The sequence below is a fragment of the Pseudomonas sp. SYWMCR5 genome, from assembly GCF_057197165.1.
The window spans coordinates 795,287-820,506 of sequence record NZ_JBXUNH010000002.1; the positions used below are offsets into that span (position 1 = coordinate 795,287).

Consider the following 25,220-nt stretch of genomic DNA (forward strand, 5'->3'; position numbering starts at 1 on the left):
GCAGTATCGCCGCCTCCCAATCTAGAGACCCGCGAACCCTCCCGGAGCCCGCCATGGCCAAGCCCCTGCAGGAGTACCATCGCAAGCGCGACTTCAACGCCACCTCCGAACCGCTAGGCAAACACGCCAAGCCACGTTCGGCGCACGCGCTGCAGTACTGCATCCAGAAACACGACGCCAGCCACCTGCACTACGACTTGCGCCTGGAACTCGACGGCACCTTGAAAAGCTGGGCAATCCCCAAGGGGCCCTCCCTGGACCCCAAGGTCCGGCGCCTGGCGGTGCATGTCGAGGATCACCCGCTGGACTACGCCAACTTCGAAGGGCACATCCCGGAGGGTCACTACGGCGCTGGCGATGTGATCGTCTGGGACCGGGGCATCTGGGAACCCAAAGGCGACCCGCGTCAAGCCTATGCCAAGGGCAAGCTGCGCTTTCGCCTGCAGGGCGAGAAACTGTCGGGGGTCTGGAACCTGTTCCGCACCCAGCTGGCCGGCAAGAAGGAGCAATGGATGCTGGTCAAGTCCGGTGACGGGCGGGCACGCAGCGAAGCCGAATACAGCATCGTCGAAGCCCTGCCGGACAGCGTCCTCAGCGAGCGCAGTCTGCCGCCAAGGCGTCCGGCCAAGACAACCTCCGCCAGCCCGCGCAAGCACAAGGCCCGCGCCAAAGCCCTGCCCGACAAGCTCCAGCCGCAACTGGCCACCTTGGTCGATTCCCCCCCCAGCGGCGACTGGCGCTATGAAGTCAAGTTTGATGGCTACCGCATCCTCGCGCGCATCGACGGTGACGACGTACGCCTGTTCACCCGCAATGGCCACGACTGGAGTGCGAAGATGCCCCGTCAGGTCGAGGCGCTAAAGGCGCTCGGGCTCGACGCCGCGTGGCTGGATGGCGAAATGGTGGTGGTCGATGACAATGGCGTCGCCGATTTCCAGGCGTTGCAGAATGCCTTCGACACCGAGCACGACGAACGCATCACCTATTACCTGTTCGACCTGCCCTGGCTGGGGCGAGAGGACCTGCGCGAACTACCGCTAAAGGCGCGTCGCGACACCTTGGCCCGGCTGCTGGAAGACAACGCATCGCCGGTGCTCAGGTACTCCGCAGACTTCGAGGAGCCGGTCGACTCGCTGCTCGACAGCGCCTGCCGCCTGCAACTGGAGGGCCTGATCGGCAAACGCGCCGACAGCCCCTACGTGGGCCGACGCAGCAGCGACTGGGTCAAGCTCAAGTGCAAGCAGCGCCAGGAATTCGTGATCGTCGGCTACACCGACCCCAAGGGCAGCCGCCACGGCTTCGGCGCCCTGCTGCTGGCCCTGCATGACCACGATAGCGGCCAGTTGCGCTACGTCGGCAAGGTCGGCACCGGCTTCAGCGCCGCCACCCTGGACAGCATCCTCGCTCGCCTCAAGCCGCTGCGGACCGCCAAAGCGCCGTTGCCCAGCCCACTCACCGGCGCCGAAGCTCGCGGCGTGCACTGGCTCAAGCCTCATCTGCTGGCCGAAGTGGCCTATGCCCAGATGACCCGCGAAGGCATCGTGCGCCACGCGGTGTTCCATGGCCTGCGCGACGACAAGCCCGCCACCGCCATCGACCTGGAGAAAGCGATGCCCGCCAAGCGCGCAGCACAGCCACAACCGAAGGCGCCGGGCAGCCTGCGCCTGACCCACCCCGACCGCGTGGTTGACGCAACCATCGGTGCAACCAAGCGCCAGGTCGCCGAGTACTACGCCCAGGTCGCCGACTGGCTGCTGCCTCAGCTCAAGGATCGGCCCGTCGCCCTGGTCCGGGCACCGGATGGCCTGGCTGGCGAGTTGTTCTTCCAGAAGAATGCCGGCCAGCTGCACATTCCCAAGGTGCTCAGCTACAGCAAGGCCCAGGCCGGCCAGGCGGCCATGGTGCTCAACCGCGCCGACAGCCTGCTCGGCGCGGTGCAGATGAATACCCTCGAACTGCACACCTGGAACGCCACCAACAAGGACTTCGACAAGCCCGACCGCTTCGTGCTCGACCTCGACCCAGACCCCGCGCTGCCCTGGAAAGCCATGCTCGAAGCCACGCAACTGACCCTGACCCTGCTCGATGAGCTGGGCCTGAAGGTGTTTCTCAAGACCAGCGGCGGCAAGGGGATACACCTGGTCGTGCCGCTGACCCGGCGTGCGGGCTGGGACGAGGTAAAGGATTTCAGCCATGCCTTGGTCGAGCACATGGCCGCGCTGTTCCCTGATCGCCTCAGTGCCGTTTCCGGCCCGAAGAATCGGGTCGGGCGGATCTTCATCGACTACCTGCGCAACGGCAAGGGCGCCACCACCGTAGCGGCTTATTCGCTGCGCGCTCGCGAAGGCCTGCCGGTTTCGGTGCCGATCTGGCGCGAAGAGCTGAGCCAGCTCAAAGGCGCTGACCAATGGAATATCGGCAACCTGCACGAGCGTCTTGCACAGGTCGACGACCCTTGGTCCGAAATGGCCAGGACCCGCCAATCCATCACCGCGCGCATGCGCAAGCAACTGGGAATCGAGTGAAGGAGCGCCAAGCCGATGAGCACCGCCCATGACTTCGACCGGGTCCGCCTCGATCACCTGTTGCGCCCTTTCAGCGCGCGACGGCAGGCGATCGATCTCGACACCCAGCTACCAGAGCTGCTGCACATGCTGCAGGCCGATCACCTCGACCGCCTGCCGCTGCCGGGCCAGGGCTGTACCCTGGAACGCTGGAGGATCCTGGCGCGGGTCGCCGGCTGCGACCTGGCCCTGGCCAAGCTCTACGAGGGCCATACGGACGCCCTGGCGATCCTCAGTGAATGCGCCGCCGAGCACCACGCCGACGACGGGATCTGGGGCGTGTGGGCTGCCGAACCACCGGATGCTCGCACCCGCATCGTCGCCCGGGACGGCGACCAGGTTCGCCTGCAAGGCCGCAAAGCCTGGTGTTCGGGGGCATTGCAGATCGATCGCGCGCTGGTGACCGCCTGGGACGACGAGCAGCCACAGTTGGTGGCCATCGAGCTCTCCCATACCAGCCAGCGCATTCAGGCCGAGCACTGGCAGGCCGTTGGCATGGCCACCACCACCAGCGTCACCCTCGAGTTCGATGATTCGCCGGGGCTGGCCATCGGCGCGCCCGGCCAATACCTGTCCCGCCCAGGATTCTGGCAAGGCGGCGCGGGCATTGCCGCCTGCTGGTATGGCGCAGCCGAAGCCTTGGCGGACTACCTGCGCGAACACTGCGTCAAACCCCGACCCGACCCACACGCCGATGCCCACTTGGGCGCGGTCGACGCCGTCTTGTTCGGTGCCCGCGCCGCCCTGCGCGAATGCGCTGCCTGGATCGATCGACACCCCCATGACGATGCCAGTTTCCAGGTGCGCCGCACCCGCGCTCAGGTCGAGCATGCGGTCGAGCAGGTCATCTGGCATGTCGGCCGAGCGCTGGGCGCCACGCCGTTCTGTCGCAACAGCCATTTCGCCCGGCTCAGCGCCGACCTGCCGGTATACCTGCGTCAAAGTCACGCTGAGCGCGACCTCGCCGAGCTGGGCCAGCAGCTGACCGGCATGCCGGCAGGCGCATGGCAACTATGAGCCAGCACCTGATTCAGGCAGCCACCGGCTGCATCCCTTGCAACCGTTCCTGCCCGCAATGGAGTCACCATGAGCCTCGATGCGCAGTATTTCGCCAACCTGTATGCCGACAACGATGACCCATGGGCCTTTCGTACCCGCTGGTACGAACGGCGCAAGCGCGACCTGACCCTGGCCAGCCTGCCCCGCCAGTGCTACGAGCGTGTGTTCGAGCCGGCGTGCGCCAACGGCGAGCTCAGCGTGCTGCTGGCCGAGCGCTGCGCCGACCTGCTGTGCCAGGACATCGACGCCACCGCCGTGGCACTGGCCCGCCAGCGCTTGGCGGGAGTGAACCATGCCTGCGTCGAGCAAGGGCACCTGCCGGGCGACTGGCCCGGCGGACAATTCGACCTGATCGTGCTGAGCGAAATCGGCTACTACCTGGACCCCACCGACTGGCTGCAGGTGATCGAGCAATCGGTGGCCAGCCTGACCTATGACGGCGGCCTGCTGGTGTGCCACTGGCGCCATCCCATCGCCGGTTGCCCTCAGGATGGGCGTGAGGTCCACGCTCTGCTTGCCCGGCATTTGCCGCTGTATCCGCTGTTGCGCCACGAAGAGGCGGATTTCCTGCTCGAATACTGGTCGTGCCAACCCAGCGTCGTAGACCTGGACGAGACTTGCCCATGATCGCCGTCATCATTCCCGCCCACAACGAAGCCCGCCGCCTCGGGCACTGCCTGCGCGCCGTCACGCAGGCGGTGGCACGGGCCAATGCGGCGGGCCTGGTGGCCGAGGTCCTGGTGGTGCTCGATCGCTGCACCGACGCCAGCGCACGCATCGCTCGCCGTCATGGCGTGCACACTCTGGAGCTGCAGGCCGGCAACGTCGGCATTGCCCGACGCCAGGGCGCTGCGTGGATGATCGAGCGCGGCGCGCGGTGGCTGGCCTTTACCGACGCCGACAGTCGCGTGCCCGAGCACTGGCTGGTATCGCAGTTGCAATGGCACGCTGACGCTGTCTGCGGCACGGTGCACATCGAGCGCTGGCAGCCCTGGCAGAACGCCGCCCTGCGCCAGCTATACCGCAGCCGTTACCAAGCCCGGGACGGGCACCGGCACATCCATGGTGCCAACCTGGGCGTGTGCGCCAAGGCCTATGAGCGCGTTGGCGGATTCCAACCATTGCCAGCCGATGAAGATGTGCAACTGGTGCTGGCCTTGGAAGCCAGTGGCGCGCAGATCGTCTGGACCGCAGCGCACAGCGTGGCCACCAGCAGTCGGCGGGACAGCCGGGCTCGCCAAGGCTTCGGCGATTACCTGAGCGCTCTGGAGGGCCTGATGCGGTAGGGTGCGCTCCCGCCCTAGGACGCCTTGCGCGGTCGCTTGCTCGCTGGTTTCTTCGCTTTGGTCTTGCCGCCAAGGCTGCGCTTGAGCAACTCGGTGAGGTCGATGATGTCGGCGCTCTTCTCTGCCGTCGCCCCCTCACCTTTGTCCACCGTCGCGATCTTGCCCTTGCTCGCCTTCTCTTCCACCAGGTCAAGGATGGTCTGGCGAAAGGCATCGTGGTACTCGTCTGGCTTCCATGGCCCACTCATGTCCTCCACCAGTCGCTTGGCCATGTCCAGTTCGCGCTTGTCGACCTTGGTGTCGGTCACGCTCTTGTCCAGCTCCAGCGACTCCAGGCCACGGACTTCCTCGGGCCAGCGCAGGGTAATCATCACCAGCGCATCCTCCAGCGGGCGCAGCAGCGCCAAGTGCTGGCGGGTGTGCAGCACCACGGTGGCCAAGGCTACCTTGCCGGTGCTGTGCAAGGTCTCGCGCAACAAGGCATAGACCTTGCCGCCACGACGGTCGGGGCTCAGGTAGTACGGCGTGTCGAACTGTTGCAGCGGGATCTCTGCGGCGTCGACGAAGGAAAAAATATCGATGGTCTGGGTCGCCTCGGGCCGCGCCTTGCGAATCTCCTCCTCGCTGATCACCACATAGCGGCCCTTCTCGTACTCGACACCCTTGACGATGTGTTCCTTGTCGATCTCCTTGCCAGTCACCTTGTTCACCCGCTTGTAGCCCACCGGCTCCATGCTGCGCTTGTCGAGCCAGTCGAAATCCACCCGCTCGGTGCGCACGGCGGTATTGAGAGAGACAGGGATATGCACGAGGCCGAAGCTGATCGCGCCTTTCCAGATTGCCCGGGCCATGGTCGGCTCCTACGCAGCGAATGGTTGGCCGGGCTGGCTGTAGCGCAGCGCGCCGCAGCGTTCGCAGCACTGACAGTCAAGCCCGGCGATTTCACGGATCAACAGGCTGCGCCACTGACAGCCACGCAGCAGACAGACGAGTTTCATCAGCCACCTCCCAGGCCCGCATGCAGGGGCCTCTTACAACGACTGACTGCGCGGCGCGGCCAAGGTTTATTCGACTTTGCCCTATGGCAGTGGATTGCCCCCGGTGACGCCGAACACCTCCCCGGTGATATAGCTCGACTCCTGGCTGGCCAGCAGCACGTACAACGGGGCGCACTCGGCGGGCTGGCCCGGGCGTTTCATCGGAGTATGCCCACCGAAGTCGGGGATCTTTTCCGGTGGTTGGCCGCCACTGGGCTGCAGCACGGTCCAGATCGGGCCTGGAGCCACCGCGTTGACGCGAATGCCGCGCTCGATCACCTGCTTGGCCAGCGCCTTGGTGAAGGCCACGATGGCCGCCTTGGTGGTGGCGTAGTCGAGCAGCGTCGCCGATGGCTGGTAGGACTGGATCGAGGCGGTGTTGATGATGGTCGCCCCGGCAGGCATCAGCGGCACGGCGGCCTGGCAAAGCCAGAACAGCGCGTAGACGTTGGTCTTGAGGGTGTGGTCGAACTGCTCATGGCTGATCTGGCCAATGTCCTCGCGCGCCACTTGCTTGCCGGCAACGTTGACCAGGATATCCAGGCCGCCGAGCTGTTCGTGGGCCTGGTCTACCAACTGGCTGCAGAAGCGCGGGTCCTTGAGGTCGCCGGGAAGCGCCACGGCCTTGCGGTCTTCACGCTCGATCAACTGGACCACCTCCCGGGCATCGCGCTCCTCCGTGGGCAGATAGTTGAGGGCGATGTCGGCGCCCTCGCGGGCGAAGGCGATGGCCACGGCACGTCCGATACCCGAGTCGGCGCCGGTGATCAGGGCGCGACGTCCGGCCAGGCGCCCGAAACCCTTGTAGGTGGTTTCACCGTGGTCGGGCTTGGGCTGCATATGGGCATCCAGCCCCGGGGCGGGTTGGCCCTGGGCCGGAAACGGCGGATGGGGGTACTGGGTCAGGGGATTTTGCAGGGTGAATTGGTCCTGGGGCTTGCTTGGCATGGGTTGGACTCCTTCTGGTTTGGCTAGGTGTTGCCTGATCGCGAATCACACAGCGTTCGAGGCAAAGGATCTGCGGATGGTTTACTCAATTAGTCCCGGGCACCGACAACTGGTGCTCCATCACCTGTTTCACCACGTTGCGCAGCGCCTGTCGGTCGTCCAGGCCTTGGTCGCGGGCCAGCGCATAGGTCGCGCGCTGGTGGTCGGCACTGGTGCCGTCGCGCAGGATGCGCCGGGCGTGCACGAAGGCGCGATCAGCGTCGACGGTGTCGGCTGGACATCGCGCCTGCAGTTGCGCCAGCCAGGCTTCGGCGTTCACCGGCTGTTAGTCGTGCACACCGATGAAAGTGCCCAGGCGGCCCTGACGCAGGGCACGCCAATAGTTTTCGTGGGTGATCCAGCGCATCTCGCGGCTGGCGACAGCGCCATCGCGCCCCAGTGCATGCTCGACGAGATGGCGAAACAGCGCGGCGATGGCCAAGGCATCGTCCAACCGGGGGCAACCATCGCAGATCCGCAGTTCGACGGTCGGAAACCGTCGCGAGGGCCTGATCGCCCACCAGAAGTCGCCATCCTTGGCCAGGCTGCCAGTGCGTTGCAGCAGCGCCCGGTAACGTTCGTAGGCGCGCCAGTCCGGCAGCGGCTCGGGCAGGCCCATGTGCGGCCACTCCCCGCACACCACGCGGCGGTAGCTCATGTAGCCGGTGTCCTGTCCGCCCCAGTACGCAGAGGAGGTGCTGAGTGTCAGCAGCAGCGGTAACCAGTACAACACCCGATTGATCACCTGCATGCGATCGACGCCCTGCGGCACGCCGACATGCACGTGCAGGCCGTTCAACAGGCTGCGCCGGGCCACCAGCCGGTAATCGTCGAACAACTGACGGTAGTGCGGGGCCTCCCGTGGGTGTTGGCGCAGCCATTGGGCACTCGGATGGCTCCCCGCGCCGTAAAGGCCGGCCCCCTCGCCCGCCAATGCCTGGCTCAGGCGCTGGCGCTGCTCGGTGAAAAAGCCACAGGACTGGTGCAGCGTGTCGAATACCGGCGAGGCGACTTCCACTTGGCTGCGGAACATTTCCTCGGCGAACCAGGGCCCCAACACATCGCGGCAACAGCGGACCACGGCCGAGGACGGCGCGGCCATGACCCGGCCCGTGGCCAAGTCCACCAACAGGTATTCTTCCTCGATGCCGAACGTGCAACGCCGCGCCATGCTGGCATCAGCCCCGACGCGTGACGGTCAGGGCAACGGCGGCGATACGCTCGACCTGCTCGTATCCAGGCTCGAGCAACTGCTCGCCGAACACGTCCGGGTCCAGTTCCCGGTAGGACCAACCAAACGCAGGCCCGGCCAGGCGCAGGCGGGCGGCTTCGAGCAGCGCGTCGCGCCCCTCGACGATGGCGACACCGGTGTACAGCAGCAACGTGCCGCCGATCGACAGCCGCTCACGGGCCTGCTCGACAATGCGCAGCGACAGTTCGGCGCCCAGCGCGCCACCTCCGTGGCGGTAGGCGCGCTCGCCCGCGTCGAGCATGTAGGGAGGGTTGGCGACGATCAGGTCGAACGTCCCGGCGATGCTGTCGAGCACGTCGCTGAGCGCTACCGAGACATTGGCCACGCCGGCCAGTGCGGCATTGACTGCGGTATGACGCAAGGCCACAGGGTTGATGTCCACCGCAGTGACCTGCGCATGCTGCGCGGCCCGGGCGATCAGCAACGCGCCGACGCCACTGCCGCAACCAATGTCGACGGCATGCTGCACGCGCTGTGGGCTGTGCTGCAGATGATCCTGGATCACCTGGGCGAACCGGTAGCTGTCCGGGCCGAAGAACACCGCGTCGCGGCCGTCGGTCGGCCAGGCGGAGTGCACCAGCAGCAGGTCATCCAGGCTCGACCAGCGCACCCTGCTGCGCCACAGCGCACCCTGTGGCTCCAGCACACCGGCGATACGCAGCTGTTCCAGTTCGTCGGCGCTGAGCAGCGACGCTTCGAACGGTCGGCTCCAGCCGAACACATCGCGCAGCGTTCGAGCCCGGTGCGCTTCACTGCGGGCATTGACCCTGCCCTGGGTCGCCGGGGTCACGCAGGTGAAACGATAGCCGTCGGCGCGCAGCCGACGTCCCAGCTGTAGCAAAGCCTCGTCGGCATGCCTCTGGTCCTGGTCGAGCAGCATCAGTTCGGTCCTCCCTGCATCAAGCCGGTGGCCTGGATGAACGCGCGGGTGGCGCGCAGGCCCTGGGGCGTGGAATGGCGATTGCCGGCCATCGCTTCGATCACTGCAGCCATGTCCGCTGCCTGCGCTTCGCAAGGCGCCTCTTCCTCCAGCTGCAACGCCTGCTCCCATTGCCCGGGCGGCACTCGACGCATCCCGGCGCCCTGCCAGGTGCCGGCGATCCAGTCGTGCCAGAGCTGCTTTTCATAGGCATCGAACACACCGAACATGGCCGCCACCGGACCGTCGATCAGCGCCCAGAAGCGGCTTTCCCTGGGATCGCTGTCGCGCTTGATCCAACCCTGGGCTTGCAATGCATCCAGGAAACCAGGCATCGCACCGGGCTCGGCAAGCCACTGGTTGATGGTGCGCCCTTGCAGGCGACATCTGTCCGAATGCATGCACTGCCCGTATGGACGCTTGCGCTCCAACGCGCCGAGCAACTCGGCCTGCAGGTCGAACGAAGCGATCAGGGACGGAGTGTCGATACCCAGGTCATTGAGCCGATAGCCCTGCCTGACCCGCTCGTAGAACGCCGGCCCCTGATCCACAGACAGTTCGGCGAAGCTCTCCAGGGCGCGCCGTGCATGACCGCTGGCGGCATTGTCGATGGTCACATGCAACTGGAAGTAATGAGCGTCGATGCCCAGCTCGGCCAGCTCATGAGTGGTGATCAGCAGGTGCAAAGGGGGCTGCTCGTACCCCAGGTTGTAACCGATCACCTCCGGCAGGAAGCGCTCGCAGCGCTGCCCAAGGGCCAGTTGCAGCGCGCCCTGCAGGTAACGTTCAGCGGCTAGCGGTGCGCTCTGCAGGCAGCCGAGACGACTGAGCAGGCGCTGGTAGATCAGCACGTGGTTGCGGCGCAGGTCGCCGTCACCCAGCTCTTCGAGGAAGGTGCGGATCAGCCCGTGAAAACGAGGGTCGCGCCAGTGCCAGAGGGTGCCGTGCAGCCATGCGCCATCGACCGCCTTGGTTGGCGCGACCTGCTGCAAGAACCACAAGGCCTGCGCCCGGTTGTCGAAGTAACGGCGTGGAGCACCCTGACGGCGTTGTTCAAGATAGGCCGCGTGTTCCCCGGCGACCCGCTGCGCATGGGCAGCGGCCCAATCCGGCAGTTGCCCAGGATCATCCGGCAAGTCGTCCGCCAGCGTGCGGACATGGCCCAGTTGCTCGCCCAGCCAAGCCTCGGCCGTCGGGTCACGGCCCTCGAGCAGGGCACGGTAGCGATGTTCAAGTCCATCGCTCGCCTTGGCGGTTGCCGCCCAGCCTTGCGTCATCGCCACCATGCCCGCTACCTCGCTCATTGATTTTGCGGTTTGGTCTCGGGGGACGGGTTGGTCGCGGGTGTATCGGGCTGCTGCATCTGCAGCGACGGCTTGCTTGGATCGGCGTCCTTGGCCGGATGGTCGTTATCACGGTCGAAACAGCCACCGAGCAACGTAAAGCAGACGGCCAGCAGCGCTGTAGCCAATAGATTCGTGTTCATGGAGGGTGCTCGCTTTTTGGTGAGGGCCTACACAAGCGAGTCCGACGCCCCCTGAAGGATTCGTTTTAATTCCGGCGCAGCGGATGAGCGGTGCCCTGACGGCGGCCAGCCTTCCCCGCCGACATGACACGGGGGTTACCGACATGCCCAAGCAGGTTATGCTGCGCACCCCGCCCCTGCCACGAGGCTGTCATGTCGTCCGCTGCCGTACCGGCGCAAACCCTGCGCGCCGACCGAGATTCGCGCAATGCCGCCCAGGTGCTCGGCCTGTGCCTGCCCAGTGACGTGCTGCTCTACCTGCTGCTGCCCATGTACGCAGCGGACTTCGGTGTGACGCTGGTCGAGGCCGGGGTATTGCTGGCAGCCAATCGCCTGGTGCGGATCATCGGCTATGGCTGGGTGGTGCGGTTCTATGCACGCCACGGCGATCGCGCAGCGTGCAGCCTGGCGGCTTTCGCTGCAGCGGTGTGTGCGCTGGGCAACGCCACCCTTTCCGGATTCGCCGCACTGCTGGTACTGCGCCTGGTCTGGGGGTTGTGCTTCGCCACCTTCAACTTGAGTACCCAGACCCTCGCCACTGCCGAGGCACAGGGTGCAGCCCGCCGCGCCGGGCGTTCGCGGGCGACCCTGGCCATCGGCCCCATGCTGGCCTTGCCGCTGGGGGCGCTGATGGCCCAGGCCTATGGCCCGCGTACGGTGTTCTTCGTACTGTGCATCAGCGCCCTGTGCGGCCTGTGGCGGGCCCGCGCCTTGCCTTCCAGAGGCCATGACATTCCCGTGCGCAGCGGTCGGCGCCTGCGCCTGCCGGACAGCATCGCCACCTGGTCTTTCATCGAAGGGGTGACGCTGGACGGTCTGTTCATTTTCGGCCTCTCGCTGTATGCGCAAGTCCACATGGGCGAGTCGGGGGTACTGGTGGCCGGTGTGCTGATGGCGGTGCGCTATTTGAGCGAGATGCTCTTCAGCCCCTTCGGCGGACGCCTGGCAGATCGCTTCGGCGCACTGCGCATGTTGGTGGTGCTGTCGCTGGCCACCTCACTGGCGCTGCTGGTGTTCGCCAGCCATTGGCTGTTCATCGGCGCCTTCTTCGTGTTGGTGCTGCGCGCCTTGCAACTACCTCTTGTGATGACCCTCGTCGCGCTGCGCAATCCGCACGCGCGCATTCAGGCGCTGGCCAGCAATGCCGTGTGGCGCGACATCGGCGCCGGGCTCGGGCCGATGCTGGCCGGTGTGCTGCTGCCGCAGGTGCCAGCGATCTGGGCTTATGCCGGGGCGGCGTTGGCAGTCGCCGTGGCGGCGCTGAACTGTGCCAGGCCGCCACGGCATTGAGCACGACGCCCAGGGGTCAGCGCAGCTGGATCCAGGTGGTCTTCAACTGGGTGTACTTGTCGAACGCATGCAATGACAGGTCGCGCCCAAAGCCCGACTGCTTGTAGCCGCCGAACGGGGCGACCACATCGAGCGCATCGACGGTATTGACCGAAACGCTGCCGACCCTGAGCTGCCTGGCAACCCGGTGCACGCGGTTCAGGTCGTCGCTCCACACCGAGGCGGCCAACCCATAGACGCTGTCGTTGGCCAGGCGGATAGCTTCCTCTTCAGTGTCGAAGGCCGTCACTGCGAGTACCGGGCCGAAGACCTCTTCACGCGAAAGCGACGACTGCGGGTCGACATGGGTGAAAATCGTCGGCTCGATGAAGTTACTGGAGCCGTTGAAGCTGAGCTGACGCCCACCGGCCACCAGAAGCGCGCCCTCCTCCTGTGCGCGGCCGATCGCGGCCATGATCTGCGTAGTCTGCTGCGCATCGACGATGGCGCCGGCGCGGCTGGCCGGATCCAGCGGATTACCGGGGAGCCAGTCGCGCGCCTTGGCGATCAGGCGCTCGATGAACGCGTCATGGATCGAGCGCTGCACGTAAAGTCGTGAGTTGGCCGAGCAGACCTCACCCTGGTTGAAGAAGATGCCGAATGCGGCTTTCTCTGCGGCCAGGTCCAGGTCCTTGCAGTCATCGAACACCAGGTTCGGGCTTTTCCCACCGCACTCCAACCACACCTGTTTCAGGTTCGACTGCGCCGAGTACTGCATGAAGTACTTGCCCACCTGGGTGGAGCCGGTGAATACCAGGCAGTCGACCTCAGGGTGCAGGCCCAGTGCCTTGCCGGCGATCTCGCCCAGCCCCGGCACGACGTTCAGCACCCCTTCGGGAATGCCGGCCTCCAGCGCAAGCTCGGCCAGGCGCAGCGCCGAAAGCGGCGACTGTTCGGCAGGCTTGAGCACGACGCTGTTGCCGGCCGCTAACGCCGGGGCCAGCTTCCAGGCCGCCATGTCCAGCGGAAAGTTCCACGGCACCACGGCTGCGACCACACCGATCGGTTCCCGGGTGATGGTGGCCACGGCATTGGCCGCAGTGGGCGCAACCTGGTCGTAGAGTTTGTCGAGCGACTCGCCATACCAGGCGAAGACCTGGGCGGCGCCCGGCACATCGATGTTGTAGGCATCGAGCACCGGCTTGCCCATGTTCAGCGATTCGAGCAGCGCCAGCTCCTCGCGGTGGGCCAGCATCAGCTCGGCCAGGCGCAGCATCACGCGCTTGCGCTCGGTCGGCGCCATGCGTGCCCACGGGCCTTGCTCGAACGCCTGCCGCGCACTGGCCACGGCACGGTCGACGTCCTCAGAGGTACAGGCGGCGACCCGCGCCAGCAGTTGATTGGTGGCAGGGTTGATCGCATCGAACGTCGCGCCACCTGCGGCGGCCACGAAACGGCCGCCGATCATGGCTTGATCGCGAAAAGTCAGCTTGGCGGCTTGCTGCTGCCAGTAGGTTGAATCGTGCACGTTGTGCTCCAGGAACCGTTGATTGGAAAAGGTAGCGCAGCCGCTTCAGAGCTTGCCCAGCGCCTGCGCGGTGCGATCGACCGCTTTGCGGGTCTTCTCCACCAGTTCGTCCAGCTCACTGTGGTTGGCCACCAGCGCGGGTGCCATGATCATCCGTCCCAAGGTCGAACGAATGATCACGCCCTCTTCGAAGCCGAAGGTCCGGCACTGCCAGGCCAGCTCGTTTTCGTTGGCGTAGCGCTTGCGGCTGGCCTTGTCCTCGGCGAACTGCAGGGCAGCCACCAGCCCGGCGCCCTGCACCTGGCCGATCAAGGGATGGTTGGCGAACACCTCGCGCAGGATGCGCTGCAGGTAGGGCCCGGTATCGTCTTTCACCTGACGCACGATGCCTTCGTCGCGCAGCGCCTTGAGGTTGGCAATCGCCACCGCAGCGGCCACCGGGTGCCCGGAATAGGTCAGGCCGTGAGCGAATACGCCGCCGCGCTCCACCAGTGCTTCGGCGATACGCTTGCTCAGCACCAGCCCGCCCATCGGCACGTAGCCCGAGGTGAGGCCCTTGGCGATCGACAGGGTGTCGGGCTCGAAACCGAAGTACTCGTGGGCGAACCATTCGCCGGTACGCCCGAACCCGCCAATCACCTCGTCGGCACACAGCAGCACGTCGTATTGGCGGCAGATGCGCTGGATTTCCGGCCAGTAGCTTTCCGGCGGGAAGATCATGCCGCCGGCGCCCTGGAATGGCTCGGCGATGAAACCGGCGACGTTCTCGGCACCGAGCTCGAGGATTTTTTCTTCCAGCTGCAAGGCGCAGCGCCGACCGAACTCCGCCGGACTCAGCTCGCCACCGGCGGCATACCAGTAGGGTTCATCGATGTGCGCCACATCCGGAATCAGCCCGCCCATCTCGTGCATGAACTTCATACCGCCCAGCGCCGTGGCCGCCAGGGTCGAGCCGTGGTAGCCGTTCCAGCGGCCGATCATGACCTTCTTGTTCGGCTGGCCAAGCACCTGCCAGTAACGGCGTACGGTACGGATCAGCACCTCGTTGGCCTCGGAGCCGGAGTTGGTGTAGATCGCGTGGCTGTAGTGCCCCGGCAGCAGGCTGAACAGCAGCTCGGACAACTCGATCACGGCCGGGTGGGTGGTGTGGAAGAACATGTTGTAGTAGGCGAGCTGGTCCATCTGCGCCGCAGCGGCGGCCGTCAGGTCCTTGCGCCCGTAGCCGAGCTGGGTGCACCACAGGCCCGACATGCCGTCCAGGTAGCGCTTGCCTTCGCTGTCCCACAGATGCAGCCGCTCACCGCCGACGATTACCCGCGGGCCTTCGGCGTTGAGCGCCTTCTGGTCGAGGAAGGCATGGATATGGTGTGCAGCATCGGCGGCCTGGTAGTCACGGGTCTGGCGTTGGGGTGCGAAAGGCGCGTTCATGGGCGGTTTTCCTTGTTGGTATGGAGACGCCCCTGAAGCTTGCAGCAGCCAGCAACCGTGCGAAATCACCCGTTGGGGTGAGGTCCCCAGCCTCGTAACCGGCTCACCCCAACGGGTGATTTCGGAGGCGAATCGGCTATGGGAGCATGCGCCAAGGCCCCGAAACGCGGCCCCCCTTCGTGCCCAATCAATAAAGAGAACAACGCCATGAACGCACGCTTCAGTCCCTTGCGCCGAATCCGCTCCCGCCTACGCCTGCGCAGCGCTTGAGCGAGGGGCCACGCCCCCGCATCCAGCCCACCACCTCTCCTTCACCGGTAGCGAGCATGATCGCCTACCGCGGCGTCCTGCATCCCCACATCAGGAGTCAGCAATGCATACAACAACGACAACCGCAGCGCATTCCACGCCTCACTCACCGTCCAGCACGCGCTTTCGCACCTCCATGGGCATGACCGCGCTGATACTCTTCGGCCTCGCCTACATGGTGCCGTTGGCAGTGTTCTCCGCCTACGGGCTGGTAGCCCAGACCACCAAGGGCCACCTGCCGACCGCCTACCTGCTGACCCTCGGCGCCATGCTGTTCACCGCCTACAGCTACGGGCGCATGGTCCAGGCACACCCCTACTCCGGCTCGGTCTACACCTATACCCGCAAAGCGTTCGGCGCCCACGCCGGGTTCATGGCCGGCTGGACACTGTTGCTCGACTACATTTTCCTTCCGCTGCTCAGCTACCTGCTCATCGGCATCTACATGTCGGAATACTTCCCGACTGTGCATGCCTGGGTATGGGTGCTCGGGTCGATCAGCGCAGTGACCTTCCTCAACCTGATCGGCATCGAGTCGGTGACCCGGGTCAACGGCATCCTGGTGGTCGCACAACTGGTATTCATCGTGGTGTTCGTGGCGTTGTCGATCAACAGCCTGTCCGCTCAGACACAACCGATCTCGCTGACCGCACCCTTCTACCACGAGGGTTTCAGCACTTCGGCCATCATGGCGGGCGCGGCGGTGCTGTGCCTGTCGTTCGTAGGCTTCGATGCCGTCTCGACCATGGCCGAGGAGACTGCCGACCCCACCCGGCGGATTCCGCGGGCGATCATGGCGGTGTCGTTGATCGGCGGCCTGTTGTTTCTCGTGGTGTCCTATTTCGCGCAATTGGTCCACCCGGACTGGAGCAGCTTCGCCAACCCTGACTCGGCACCGGTGGAGGTGATGAACAGCGCTGGTGGCCATCTCTTGGCCAGCGCCTTTACCGCCACCTACGTGGCAGGCTGCTTCGCGTCGGCCATGGCTTCTCAGGCCAGCGTGTCGCGGGTCCTGTTCGCCATGGGCCGCGACGGCGCCCTGCCCCGTGCCTTCGGTCAACTGGTGACGAAAAAGCGTGTGCCCGCCTTCGCGATCATCGTGGTCGGGATGGTGTCGTTGAGTGCGCTGTTCATCAGCCTGGATACCGTCGCCAACATGATCAGCTTCGGCGCCCTGTTTGCCTTCTCGGCAGTCAACCTGGCGGTGGTCAAGCACTACCTGGCCGACCAGAAGCTGCGCGGCACGGCAAACTGCCTGCGCTATGGCCTGATTCCGGGCCTGGGGTTCCTCAGCACCCTGTGGCTGTGGACCAGCCTGTCGAGCCTGTCGTTCACCATCGGCCTGTGCTGGATGGGCCTGGGCGTGGTGTTCCTGATCGGCCTGACGCGCGCGTTTCGGGTGAAACTGCCTGACTTGCAGATGGCAGACTGACAACACCGGCCTAAAAACGCCGACGATGATGCGTCGGCGTTTTCATATCAGCGCGGCTTGCCCATGTAGCTTTCCAGCGGGTCGCGCTCCAACACTCCATGGGCATTGGCCAGGGCATCGATGAACAGGGAGAACAGCTCGGACTGGGTGCCGATGTCGAGCTTGGCGTAGACGTGTTTGCGATGGGACTTGATGGTGTCCTCCGACACCTTCAGACGCTCGGCCAGGGAGCGGGTCGAGTGCCCGCGCAGGATGAGCTGGGCGATCCGGCACTCGCGCTCGGTCAGCAAGGACGATCCGAAATTGCTCAGGGCGGCATGCACGCGCTGCTCCCAGACCTTCTCCACGCGTCCGCCGCGGCCCTGATAGCCGTCGAAATGCTTGGCCAGCACCGCCAGCACCCAGGGGCTGATGGCCTTGAAGCGTGACTTCGCTGCGTCGTCGAGTTCATCGGTGAACGCCAACGACACTGCCAGGCTCAGGCCTTCATCCAGTTGCAGGATGTAGTTGATCTCGTCCTCGAGGTGGGAATGGCGGTAGAACGCCAGGTAATACTCACTGAGCTTGAAGTGATCGGGCGCCACGTCACCCAGCGCATAGCAGCCTGAGTGAACGCTTTCGATGCAGACTTCATAGAACGGGTCCAGCAGGTAGAAGCCCGACAGGTAGCGTCGAACGTTGCCTTCCGGCCGCCAGGGGCCAGGCCCATCGCATTCCGACCAGGCCGACGGCAGCCCCTCGCGGGGATACAGGTACACCGTGCTGGCCTTGACCGGGCCGACCAAGGCCAGCGCGTCGAACAGCGCCGTGGCGAAACCCTGGGCGCCGATGGCGGCGGTGACTTTCGCCATCGCCTCGAACCACTGGACTGATGAAAGCTGATCGATTTGCACGTCTGTGCCCCCTGGAATTCCGCTGATCGGATGGTGCCATGGGCCTGTGCGCCAGGGAATCACCCGTTGGGGTGAGCAGGTAGGGAGGATTGTCGGACGCACTGCGCTATGCTGCCAGGCTCGCACGCATCGACAAGGACGTTCCCTCATGACCCCGACCCTGCGCCTGGCTCTGCCCGAGGATATCGAATTGCTGTTCGACATTCGGACCAGCGTGAAGCAGAACCACCTTTCGCGCGAGCAGATGCTCGATCTGGGCATTACCGCGACCACCCTCACCGAAGCCATTCGCGAGGCGCCCTGCACCTGGATCGCCGAATACCGGCAGGAGGCGGTCGGCTTTGCCATGGTCGATCTGGACGAAGCTGAGCTGTTCGCCCTGTTCGTGCGCCCGCAGCATGAAGGCAAGGGCATCGGTCGATTGCTGCTGGAGCAGGCCGAACGCGCGCTGTTCCAGCGTCATGAAGTGATTCACCTGACCACCGATGGCGATCAGGCGATCCGTGCGAACGGCTTCTACCAGCGTGCCGGTTGGGTTTCGCGCGCAGCGGTCGATGAACGCGATGTGCGCTATGAGAAACGCCGCACCGCCCCGCCTGCAGGCTCAGGTCAATGACTGGAAATCAGCCGCATCATGCCGTTCGCGCAAGAACTCGCCCGGGGCCGCGGATGTGCGGTTGACCACCCTGCCCCGCGCCACCGCAGGACGCGCGGCGATGGCGTGGTACCAACGCAGCAGATGGGTGTACTGCTCGATTTCGAGGAACTCGCCCGCACCGTACACGCCCAGCAGGCTGCCGGGATACCAGGGCCACACGGCCATGTTGGCAATGGTGTAGATATCCCCGGCCAGGAACTCGTGGCGTGCCAGATGGGTGTCCAGCACATGCAAGGGGCTGGTTCTGCTGGGATACGTCGGTCATGGGTCGTTCCAGGGAGTTCGTGGCGTCACGCCGAAAACTCTAACCAAGCGACACCTGCGCAAATACGCCGCGCAGCTGAATTGACTGTTTCGTAACGCGAAACGCTGGCCCCGCCCGGAGCCTGCTCGCTTCAAGCCTGGGCGGTTTGCTGCCAGGCCAGTCGTGCCTGGACCTCGACCGCTGCGTCCATGACTTTCTGTGTCCAGTTCCCATCCTTCGGACAGACGACGACCACACGGAAGCCATGGTCGTCACCTTCGATCCGCACGCCTTCGGAGTCATCGACATGCAGGTCGATATCGAACGCCGGCGGGAACTTCGAAGGTGCCTTGGCAAGGCCGTTCGCAGACAGGACCTGCTGGTGCCGGTCGCTGTTGACCACACCATCGACACGGATGCCGTAGAGCAGCAGCCAACGCCTGATGTACGACGGCGTGCGTCCGGACGATGTATAGATCCAGATGCTGTAGCCCTGGCGGCGCAGATCGCGAATCAGCGCGCGGGTGCCGATGCGCAGGGGCTCACCCAGCCAGCGATGAACGAACTCCGGCAGTTTGCTGTGCTCGGCCGGGCTATGGTGCGGCAGGCAGGCGAGCGTGTCATCGATATCAAAGGAAATACGCACCCGCGGCTGCCTGAACGCCCGCGTGACGCCGTGCCAGGCCTGGCGACTGCCGACCTGCCATTGCTTGAGCTTCGGATACCTGCCCATCAACGGCCCTCCTGACAGATGCGTGCCGACGCGTCGCTCAGGAAAAACGTCTCGGGATCGGGCGCCTGCGCCTCCAGGAACGCCGCATACTTCTTCTTGATCTTGGGCAATTCGTACAAGGCCTTTACACCATGCTTGGCAGAGTTGCGTATGACCGAGGACGGGTTGAAATAGCCCTCGGCGTTGTCCAGCGTCAGCACGAACGGCGGTAGCCCTGCGCGCATCAGCAGATAACTGACGATGAGCGACCCCGTGCGATTGTTGCCTTCAATGAACAGCTGCGGCTTGCTCAGGATGCGAACATACACGCCTGCTGCGCGTTTCCACACCGAATCGCTGCCATACGAGCAATACCAGTTGTACAGATCCTTGATGCCGCCTTCGACGTTGTTGAAGAAGTGCTCTTCGGTGGCGATCAGGTGCTGGGCGAACTCCACTCGACGTTCAGGATCGCTGCCACACAGCACCGTGGCGTTGATCTCCAGCATCAGGTTCAGCTGCTGAAGGTCGAACAGGTCGATACCCCGCGCGACATAGTCGTCAATCAGGGCATAGCCTTCAAGCACATTTTGCAGCACCTCATCGGTGAACGGATCACGCGGTTCGGTAAAGTGCTTGCTGAGCTCGGTGAAACGCCGCTGCACATCCCGCAGTGCGCGTTCTACCGCTGACAGGTCAAGACGACGCGTCGCACGCATAAGTAATCTCTGGAAACACTAAAAAGTAAAAGCGGTCGGACTGTCGCAGCGGCCATCCTGGCCTGCGACATCCAACCGCTTCGGTCGAGTGACTACATCAGCTGAACTTGCCGCTGATGTAGTCACTGGTCAGCTGTTCGCGCGGGTTCTGGAAGATCTGGGTGGTCGGGCCCATCTCGACCAGGTAGCCCGTGCGCGTGCCCTGGGAAATATCGACCGAGAAGAATGCCGTGGTGTCGGCAACACGGATCGCCTGCTGCATGTTGTGGGTCACCAGGGCGATGGTGTAGTCCTTCTTCAGTTCCACCATCAGCTCTTCAACGCGCCGGGTTGCGATCGGGTCGAGTGCCGAGCAGGGTTCATCGAGCAGCAGGACTTCCGGCTCGGTGGCAATGGCACGGGCGATGCACAGGCGCTGCTGCTGGCCGCCGGACAGCGACAGGCCACTGACCTTGAGCTTGTCCTTCACCTCATCCCACAGGGCTGCACCTTGCAAGGCGTGCTTGACGCGGTCGCCGAGGTCGCCCTTGTAGCGGTTCAGGCGCAGGCCGAACGCGACGTTGTCGAAGATGCTCATCGAGAACGGGTTCGGTTGCTGGAACACCATGCCGATGTAACGGCGCACGACCACAGGGTCCACACCCTTGCCATAGACATCCTGGCCGAGGAAGTGCACGTGGCCTTCGAAGCGGAAGCCCTTCACCAGGTCGTTCATGCGGTTGAGGCTACGCAGCACGGTACTCTTGCCGCAGCCGGACGGGCCGATGAAACCGGTGATCTTGTTCTTTTCGATCGGTACATGGCTGTCGCGGACCGCCATGAAGTTGCCGTAGAAAATCTTGTCCAGCTTGCAGTCCATGACCACTGGTGCCTGGTTGACCAACGGAGCGGCTCTTTGCGCAGTCGATACGTTCAAGTTAGATGCTCCCGTTCTCAATACTTAGGCTTGCCGAAAATACGGCTGAGAATATTCACGACCAGCACGATCATCACCAGTACCAGCGAGGCCGCCCAGGCGAGCTCCAGCTGGTTGTCGAAAGGCATGCCGGAGAAGTTGTAGATCAGTACCGCCAGCGAGGCCGTGGGGTTCATCACCGCCAGGCTGCCGTCGTGGTAGATCCAGTAGTTGCTGAACAACGCGGTGAACAGCAGCGGCGCGGTTTCGCCAGCGGCGCGGGCCACGGCGAGCATGACACCGGTGAGGATGGCCGGCATGCCGGTCGGCAAGACGATCTTCCAGATCACCTGGGCGCGGGTACAGCCCATGCCGTAGGCGGCGTCCTTCATGATCTTGGGCACCATCTTCATCGCCTCTTCGGCGGTCAGCACGACGATCGGCAGCATCAGAACCGCCAGCGCCACGCCACCGGCCGGTGCGGAGTATGTGCCGGTGGTCATGACCACCAGGGCATAGGCGAACACGCCAGCCAGGATCGACGGCAGGCCGGTCAGCATCTTGGCGGCAAAGCGCGATGCGTTGGCAAGCTTGCTGTCCGGACCGAGTTCGGCCAGGAAGATCGCCGCCAGGATGCCGACCGGCACCGCGATGGCAGCGGCAATGCCGACCATGACGAAGGTACCGGCCATCGCGTTGCCGAAACCACCGCCCATCTCGAAGCCGGTGGGTGGCAGCTCGGTGAACACCTCAAGGCTCAGGCGTGCACCGCCGCGGGTGATCAGCATATAGAGCACGGAAATCAGCGGCACACTGGCCAGCAGGGCCACGCACCACACCATCGTGGTCAGGGTCAGGCTGCGCAGGGCGCGGCCTTCGAACCGGCGCTGCAGGCTGGGCAAGGCAGTTGCAGGGGTCGTGAGGTCGGTCATTATTTATTACCCCGCTGGGCGTAGAGCATGATCAGCGATCCAACGACGTTCACCAGCAGGGTGATGAACATCAGTACCAGCGCCGCGTACATCAGCACCTCGACCTCGTTCGGCCCGGCTTCAGGGAAGTTCAGGGCCAGCAAGGCCGCCAGCGTGTTGGCCGGGGCGAACAGGGAAAGCGTGATGGTGTTGGCGTTACCCACCAGCATGGCCAGCGCCATGGTCTCGCCCAGGGCACGGCCAAGGCCAAGCACCAGGGAGCCGAAGATGCCGGTGGCGGCGGACGGCACCATCACCTTGAGGATGGCTTCCCAGTGGGTGGTGCCCATGCCGTAGGCTGCCTGCTTGGTCTTCATCGGCACGCTGGTCAGCGCGTCCTGGGACACCGCGGCCACGGTGGGCAGAATCATGATGGCGAGCACCAGTGCCGCTGGCAGCAGCCCAGGCCCACTCAAGGAGGAACCGAAGAACGGAATCCAGCCCAGCTCGCTGTTCAACCATGCGGTCAGCGGACGGATCGCCGGGATCACCACATAAATGCCCCACAGGCCATAGACGACACTGGGGATGGCGGCGAGCAGCTCGACGATGGTGCGAAACACCGCAGCGAGTTTTGCGGGCAGGAAATCCTGGGTGAGGAAAATCGCCATGCTGATACCGAAGAAACCGGCGATCAGCAATGCAATCAGGGCGCTGTAGAGCGTGCCCCAGATCGCCGGCAGAATGCCGTATTTGCCTTGGTTAACGTCCCACACGCTGCCGAAGAGCACATCGAATCCGTGCTTTTCCATACCCGGCAGCGCCTTGCGTCCTACTTCGTAGACCAGCGCGAAGACCAGCGCCAGCACCAGCACCACGCCGATACGTGCAAGTGCACGGAACGTACGGTCGACCAGGAAATCCCTGGTTGAGGGCGGCTGGCATGCAGAGTCGGGGTTATCCGGAATGGCAAAAGGTGTGTTCATGGATTATTTCCGGGACAGGGGCAGAGGCGCCCGGCATGCCTGGTGGGTCATGACGGGCGCAACCTGACAAGCCTTACTGGATGTTCTGAGCCGCTTTGCGCACCTGGTCGACAACCGACTGCGGCAGCGGGATGTAGCCCATCGAGTCAGCGATCTTCTGACCTTCGGTCAGGCTGTACTCGATCATGTCGCGCATGGCCTTGGCCTTGGCAGGGTTACCGTTATCCTTGCGGAAGATCATCCAGGTGTAGGAGGTGATCGGGTAGGACTTGGCACCGTCCGGATCAGGCAGCCAGGCCACCAGGTTTTCCGGCATCTTCACTGCAGCCAGTGCTTCGGCACCGCTTTCGGCGTTCGGTACGACATACTGGCCGGCCTTGTTCTGCAGGGCAGCGAAGTCGACCTTGGCCAGCTTGGCGAAGCCGTACTCGATGTAACCGATCGCACCCGGGGTCTGGCGCACGGTGGCGGTCACGCCATCGTTCTTCGGCGACTTGATGAACTTGTCGGTCGCTGGCCAGTTGACGGTGTTGCCCTCGCCCAGCGCTTCCTTGAAGGCCGGGTTGATGGCCGACAGGTGCTTGGTGAAGACGGCGGTGGTACCGCTGGAGTCTGCACGCACGACCACGGTGATCGGGGTGGCAGGCAGCTTCAGCTCAGGGTTGGCAGCGGCGATCTTCGGATCGTTCCACTGGGTGATCTTGCCCAGGAAGATGTCGGAGTAGACGTCACGCGGCAGCTTCAGGCCCTTGGGGTTGCCTGGCAGGTTGTAGGCCAGGACGATCTCGCCCGCAGTCATCGGCAGCAACTGAACGCCCTCGCCGACCTTGGCAATTTCTTCGTCTTTCATGGCCGAGTCGCTGGCGGCGAAATCGACGGTCTTGTTCAGGAAGTCCTGGACACCGGCGCCACTGCCCTTGGACTGGTAATCGACGGTGACCCCTTCGGTCTTCTTGCTGAAATCCTTGAACCAGGTCAGGTAGATCGGTGCAGGGAAGCTCGCACCGGAACCGGTCAGGCGGACGTTTTCTGCGGCGAAGGCCGAAGTGGCGCTAAGCGAAACGGCAACGGCGAGTGCAGCAGACTTCATCAGGCGTATCATGGAAAAGCGCTCCGTGTGATGGCCGGAACACTTTGCAGCAGCTGTATTACAACTTTGTGACCATTGGGTGGCAAACCACCTGCTCAGCCCCCATGAATCGGGCCAACAAGGCAATTTGATGCCATTTCGTAGTAACTAAATGTGACTAGTACCGCCAAGCAGATGCCCGTCACTAAATTTCAAATGACCTTCACCGAACGCCCGATGAACTTCACCGGGCCGGTCGGTCGGCCCGTGGGCGATCCGCCAGCCTTTTCCAGCGTCAGCTCGAACAGCTGATTGGGCTCCAGAGGCGGCAGGTCGCGCAGCGGCACGCGATACTGTTCGCCAGGCTTGACCAGGCCCAGGGAGACTGGCGCCTGCCATTGCTCGCCCTTGGTCCAGAACTGCAGGGTCATCCCTTCTGGCACCTGATCCCGACCCAGCGGGATCAACGCGATGGTCCGCGCATCGCTGGCCTGCACCACCCAGCCGGGCACCTGGTCGGTCGGCGCTACCAGCACGACCAGGTAGTGGGTCGTCGCAGGCCGGGTGGTCAGCAGCGCCAGACTCAGCAACACAGTGGCCGCCAGGCCGGCGGCGCTCACGCCTTGCCACAGGCCCAGGCGCTTCCACCATCGGCTTGTCGGATGCACCTGCCGCGCCTGCTCCGAAATACTGCGGTCGATCCGTCGCCACAGACGCGTGCTGGGTCGTTGCGGCTCAGCCAGCGTAGTCAACTCGAGCAGGCGCGCCTCCCAACGGTCGACAGCCGCCCGCAAGTCCGGCTCGCGGTCCAGTCGCGCAAGCACCGCAGCGCGCTGTTCGGCAGACAGCGTCCCCAACACATACTCCCCCGCCAGCACGTCGAGCAGTTGCGAAGGGTCATCGGTTGAACCCGGCGTCATGTCATGCACTCCCGCAGCGCCTCGAGGCTTCGCTTGATCCACGCCTTGACCGTACCCAGCGGCGCCCCCATCAGGCTGGCGATTTCCGCGTGGCTGCAGCCGTCCACATAGGCATGCAGGACACACCGCTGCGGTGCAGGCTGCAGTTGCTCAAGGCAGCGATAGATCTTCGCAGAGCCTGACCAGATGGCGCCCTCGTCGAATTCCCCAACCAAGGTCACGATGTCCGCGTCGTCCAACGCCGTCTCCTGTCGGCTGTCGCGTACGGCGTTCAAGGCCAGGTGGCGGTTGATGCTGTAGATCCAGCCCCGGGCCGAACCTCGCGTCGCATCGAAGCTGGTCGCCCGTGTCCAGATACGAATGAACGCGTCGTGAACGATATCCTCGGCCATGGCGTCATCGCGCACGATGCGCCGCACCACCCCGAGCAAACGCGAACCTTCATGGTCGTAGAGCGCCTGCAAGGCGCTGCGGTCACCCCGCGCGCAAGCGGCAAGGCAACCCTGGAAATCGAAAGGCGTAACGGATGAATTCACTCTCGGCACGGTCCTGTGTCGGCGCTGACACCCGGCCTTGCGGCCGGGGCTTGTAGAGCAGCGTAGATGATCCATTGCCAAG

25 protein-coding genes and 1 pseudogene are annotated in these 25,220 nt (G+C 64.5%); 7 read left to right on the forward strand and 19 right to left on the reverse strand.

What is annotated here, in order from left to right:
• Nucleotides 1-53 precede the first annotated feature (53 nt).
• The 4 genes from ligD (at nucleotide 54) to AC2CGW_RS09460 (ending at nucleotide 4,909) form a co-directional block, all read left to right on the forward strand.
• Entirely contained in the window at nucleotides 54-2,525 is a 2,472-nt protein-coding gene (ligD, locus tag AC2CGW_RS09445; protein WP_484573932.1) for a DNA ligase D, read from the forward strand.
• Between the two features lie 15 nt (nucleotides 2,526-2,540).
• Entirely contained in the window at nucleotides 2,541-3,581 is a 1,041-nt protein-coding gene (locus AC2CGW_RS09450) for an acyl-CoA dehydrogenase family protein (RefSeq protein ID WP_484573933.1), read from the forward strand.
• A 69-nt stretch (nucleotides 3,582-3,650) separates the two neighbouring features.
• Nucleotides 3,651-4,250 (forward strand): class I SAM-dependent methyltransferase, encoded by a 600-nt coding sequence (locus tag AC2CGW_RS09455; protein ID WP_186708610.1) that lies wholly within the window; start codon nucleotides 3,651-3,653, stop codon nucleotides 4,248-4,250.
• Nucleotides 4,247-4,909 carry a glycosyltransferase family 2 protein gene (locus AC2CGW_RS09460; RefSeq protein WP_484573934.1) on the forward strand — a complete coding sequence of 221 codons (663 nt, stop codon included), beginning with the start codon at nucleotides 4,247-4,249 and terminating at the stop codon, nucleotides 4,907-4,909. Before AC2CGW_RS09455 ends, AC2CGW_RS09460 begins: the two co-directional genes overlap by 4 nt.
• A 14-nt stretch (nucleotides 4,910-4,923) precedes the next feature.
• Here the strand turns inward: AC2CGW_RS09460 and ku are convergent, their stop codons facing one another.
• The 7 genes and pseudogenes from ku to AC2CGW_RS09495 form a co-directional block, all read right to left on the reverse strand.
• Nucleotides 4,924-5,760: a non-homologous end joining protein Ku gene (gene ku / locus AC2CGW_RS09465; protein ID WP_484573935.1), complete on the reverse strand. Its 837-nt coding sequence runs from the start codon at nucleotides 5,758-5,760 to the stop codon at nucleotides 4,924-4,926.
• Between the two features lie 9 nt (nucleotides 5,761-5,769).
• Complete coding sequence (locus tag AC2CGW_RS09470; RefSeq protein ID WP_186665207.1) at nucleotides 5,770-5,907, reverse strand: PSPA7_2676 family Cys-rich small protein; 138 nt, start codon at nucleotides 5,905-5,907, stop codon at nucleotides 5,770-5,772.
• Between the two features lie 81 nt (nucleotides 5,908-5,988).
• Nucleotides 5,989-6,894, reverse strand: coding sequence for an SDR family oxidoreductase (locus AC2CGW_RS09475; protein ID WP_484573936.1), 906 nt, complete (start codon nucleotides 6,892-6,894; stop codon nucleotides 5,989-5,991).
• Between the two features lie 85 nt (nucleotides 6,895-6,979).
• A pseudogene (locus AC2CGW_RS09480) lies at nucleotides 6,980-8,104 on the reverse strand (carboxylate-amine ligase).
• A gap of 7 nt (nucleotides 8,105-8,111) precedes the next feature.
• Complete coding sequence (locus AC2CGW_RS09485) at nucleotides 8,112-9,065, reverse strand: methyltransferase (protein ID WP_484573937.1); 954 nt, start codon at nucleotides 9,063-9,065, stop codon at nucleotides 8,112-8,114.
• The gene (locus AC2CGW_RS09490) at nucleotides 9,065-10,390 is read right to left on the reverse strand and encodes an iron-containing redox enzyme family protein (protein WP_484574017.1); all 1,326 of its coding nucleotides are present in this window, start codon (nucleotides 10,388-10,390) and stop codon (nucleotides 9,065-9,067) included. Before AC2CGW_RS09490 ends, AC2CGW_RS09485 begins: the two co-directional genes overlap by 1 nt.
• Nucleotides 10,391-10,404: 14 nt before the next feature.
• Nucleotides 10,405-10,590, reverse strand: coding sequence for a hypothetical protein (locus AC2CGW_RS09495; protein WP_426352421.1), 186 nt, complete (start codon nucleotides 10,588-10,590; stop codon nucleotides 10,405-10,407).
• A 192-nt stretch (nucleotides 10,591-10,782) separates the two neighbouring features.
• Here AC2CGW_RS09495 and AC2CGW_RS09500 point away from each other — a divergent pair, with 192 nt between their 5' ends.
• Nucleotides 10,783-11,919, forward strand: a complete 1,137-nt coding sequence (locus AC2CGW_RS09500) for an MFS transporter (protein WP_186665215.1) — start codon at nucleotides 10,783-10,785, stop codon at nucleotides 11,917-11,919.
• Nucleotides 11,920-11,935: 16 nt separating this feature from the next.
• Here the strand turns inward: AC2CGW_RS09500 and AC2CGW_RS09505 are convergent, their stop codons facing one another.
• Nucleotides 11,936-13,366, reverse strand: a complete 1,431-nt coding sequence (locus tag AC2CGW_RS09505; RefSeq protein ID WP_484574018.1) for an aldehyde dehydrogenase — start codon at nucleotides 13,364-13,366, stop codon at nucleotides 11,936-11,938.
• 105 nt (nucleotides 13,367-13,471) lie between these two features.
• Nucleotides 13,472-14,854 (reverse strand): aspartate aminotransferase family protein, encoded by a 1,383-nt coding sequence (locus tag AC2CGW_RS09510; protein WP_186708597.1) that lies wholly within the window; start codon nucleotides 14,852-14,854, stop codon nucleotides 13,472-13,474.
• Nucleotides 14,855-15,227: 373 nt separating this feature from the next.
• Between AC2CGW_RS09510 and AC2CGW_RS09515 the strand changes: the two genes are divergently transcribed.
• Nucleotides 15,228-16,595, forward strand: coding sequence for an APC family permease (locus AC2CGW_RS09515; RefSeq protein ID WP_186665221.1), 1,368 nt, complete (start codon nucleotides 15,228-15,230; stop codon nucleotides 16,593-16,595).
• 47 nt (nucleotides 16,596-16,642) lie between these two features.
• On the opposite strand, the gene AC2CGW_RS09520 is transcribed toward AC2CGW_RS09515, so the two are convergent.
• Nucleotides 16,643-17,446, reverse strand: coding sequence for a helix-turn-helix domain-containing protein (locus tag AC2CGW_RS09520; RefSeq protein ID WP_186719546.1), 804 nt, complete (start codon nucleotides 17,444-17,446; stop codon nucleotides 16,643-16,645).
• Nucleotides 17,447-17,636: 190 nt separating this feature from the next.
• Between AC2CGW_RS09520 and AC2CGW_RS09525 the strand changes: the two genes are divergently transcribed.
• The gene (locus AC2CGW_RS09525; RefSeq protein ID WP_484573938.1) at nucleotides 17,637-18,104 is read left to right on the forward strand and encodes a GNAT family N-acetyltransferase; all 468 of its coding nucleotides are present in this window, start codon (nucleotides 17,637-17,639) and stop codon (nucleotides 18,102-18,104) included.
• Here the strand turns inward: AC2CGW_RS09525 and AC2CGW_RS09530 are convergent.
• The 9 genes from AC2CGW_RS09530 to AC2CGW_RS09570 form a co-directional block, all read right to left on the reverse strand.
• Entirely contained in the window at nucleotides 18,093-18,380 is a 288-nt protein-coding gene (locus AC2CGW_RS09530) for a hypothetical protein (protein ID WP_484573939.1), read from the reverse strand. The two genes, AC2CGW_RS09525 and AC2CGW_RS09530, sit on opposite strands and share 12 nt — an antisense overlap.
• Nucleotides 18,381-18,541: 161 nt before the next feature.
• The gene (locus AC2CGW_RS09535) at nucleotides 18,542-19,123 is read right to left on the reverse strand and encodes a hypothetical protein (RefSeq protein ID WP_186665227.1); all 582 of its coding nucleotides are present in this window, start codon (nucleotides 19,121-19,123) and stop codon (nucleotides 18,542-18,544) included.
• A complete protein-coding gene (locus tag AC2CGW_RS09540) occupies nucleotides 19,123-19,821 on the reverse strand; it encodes a hypothetical protein (RefSeq protein ID WP_186665229.1) in 699 nt (232 codons plus the stop codon). The genes AC2CGW_RS09535 and AC2CGW_RS09540 overlap by 1 nt, the downstream gene beginning before the upstream one ends.
• A gap of 97 nt (nucleotides 19,822-19,918) precedes the next feature.
• The gene (gene pstB, locus AC2CGW_RS09545) at nucleotides 19,919-20,680 is read right to left on the reverse strand and encodes a phosphate ABC transporter ATP-binding protein PstB (RefSeq protein ID WP_238343281.1); all 762 of its coding nucleotides are present in this window, start codon (nucleotides 20,678-20,680) and stop codon (nucleotides 19,919-19,921) included.
• Between the two features lie 74 nt (nucleotides 20,681-20,754).
• A complete protein-coding gene (gene pstA, locus AC2CGW_RS09550; RefSeq protein WP_186665233.1) occupies nucleotides 20,755-21,648 on the reverse strand; it encodes a phosphate ABC transporter permease PstA in 894 nt (297 codons plus the stop codon).
• Nucleotides 21,648-22,613, reverse strand: coding sequence for a phosphate ABC transporter permease subunit PstC (pstC, locus tag AC2CGW_RS09555; protein ID WP_288376817.1), 966 nt, complete (start codon nucleotides 22,611-22,613; stop codon nucleotides 21,648-21,650). The genes pstA and pstC overlap by 1 nt, the downstream gene beginning before the upstream one ends.
• Nucleotides 22,614-22,686: 73 nt before the next feature.
• Nucleotides 22,687-23,715, reverse strand: a complete 1,029-nt coding sequence (gene pstS / locus AC2CGW_RS09560) for a phosphate ABC transporter substrate-binding protein PstS (protein ID WP_186665237.1) — start codon at nucleotides 23,713-23,715, stop codon at nucleotides 22,687-22,689.
• A 179-nt stretch (nucleotides 23,716-23,894) separates the two neighbouring features.
• Complete coding sequence (locus AC2CGW_RS09565; RefSeq protein ID WP_186665238.1) at nucleotides 23,895-24,602, reverse strand: anti-sigma factor; 708 nt, start codon at nucleotides 24,600-24,602, stop codon at nucleotides 23,895-23,897.
• Nucleotides 24,599-25,138 carry a sigma-70 family RNA polymerase sigma factor gene (locus tag AC2CGW_RS09570; protein WP_186708588.1) on the reverse strand — a complete coding sequence of 180 codons (540 nt, stop codon included), beginning with the start codon at nucleotides 25,136-25,138 and terminating at the stop codon, nucleotides 24,599-24,601. The genes AC2CGW_RS09565 and AC2CGW_RS09570 overlap by 4 nt, the downstream gene beginning before the upstream one ends.
• Nucleotides 25,139-25,220: the final 82 nt, after the last annotated feature.